The organism is Vibrio sp. D173a, assembly GCF_030248475.1.
This window is the reverse complement of the sequence record NZ_JAHGAH010001575.1, coordinates 1-726: the sequence shown is the minus strand read 5'-3', so window position 1 is coordinate 726 and position 726 is coordinate 1. Positions and strand designations below refer to the sequence as shown.

The window sequence follows — 726 nt, the reverse complement described above, 5'->3', positions numbered from 1 at the left end:
AACACCAATGCAAAAGCAATCTTGGTTGAAAACCTGTCACCTGAAGCAGGTCCTGCAGGGATGATGACGCTTAAAGAGAAGATTGAATGGTGTGAACGCGCATGTAAAGCGCGCAAAATTGACGTGATTATCGGTGATACTGCTCGCCCTGAACTGGATGGTCAATGGCACTGTGTGACGACCGAACTCGCCTCTCCAAACCGAGATTGGCGTCATGACAGGGTCAAACTACAACAAGCGATTGAAGCGCAATTAGCTTAAAACGATCACTTCTCTGAGTCATGAAAGAAAAAAGGAGCATCACGCTCCTTTTTTATTAGCTCATCAATTGTTGATATTCACCGTAAGTGGTGACCAACAAGGCCTTCATATCTTGATAGTCATCGTCGGTAATCGGTTTAGACTGTTTTACTTTGGCATCTAAGCCAATCGCAAAATTACACAGGGAGTCTGCACCAAAGCTGGCCGCACTACTTTTTAATGCATGGCTGATATCGGCTAAGTACTTCGTCGAATCCTCCTCATTACTCTGCTCTAAATGTTCATGATAACCTTTGAGTTCCCCTAAAAAAATCTCTAGCAAAACGGGGACGTTCTCTTGACCAATTTCACTAGCAAGTTCATCTACTTTTTGTTGGTTTAGTATTTTCATCGTTGTTCTTATGCACTAATTACTCTGAGGATGATTGTTTCGCGTTCCATGCTTGTAACTTACGATAAATGGTT

Annotated in this window: 1 protein-coding gene and 1 pseudogene; one reads left to right on the top strand and one right to left on the bottom strand. The window is 42.6% G+C overall.

Annotation, left to right across the window (positions count from 1 at the left end; translation table 11 throughout):
• Positions 1-261 (top strand): annotated as a pseudogene (locus KIV40_RS34840) (hypothetical protein); the annotation flags it as partial.
• Positions 262-316: 55 nt separating this feature from the next.
• Here the strand turns inward: KIV40_RS34840 and luxU are convergent.
• Positions 317-652 (bottom strand): quorum-sensing phosphorelay protein LuxU, encoded by a 336-nt coding sequence (gene luxU, locus KIV40_RS34835; protein WP_285354032.1) that lies wholly within the window; start codon positions 650-652, stop codon positions 317-319.
• Between the last annotated feature and the right edge of the window lie 74 nt (positions 653-726).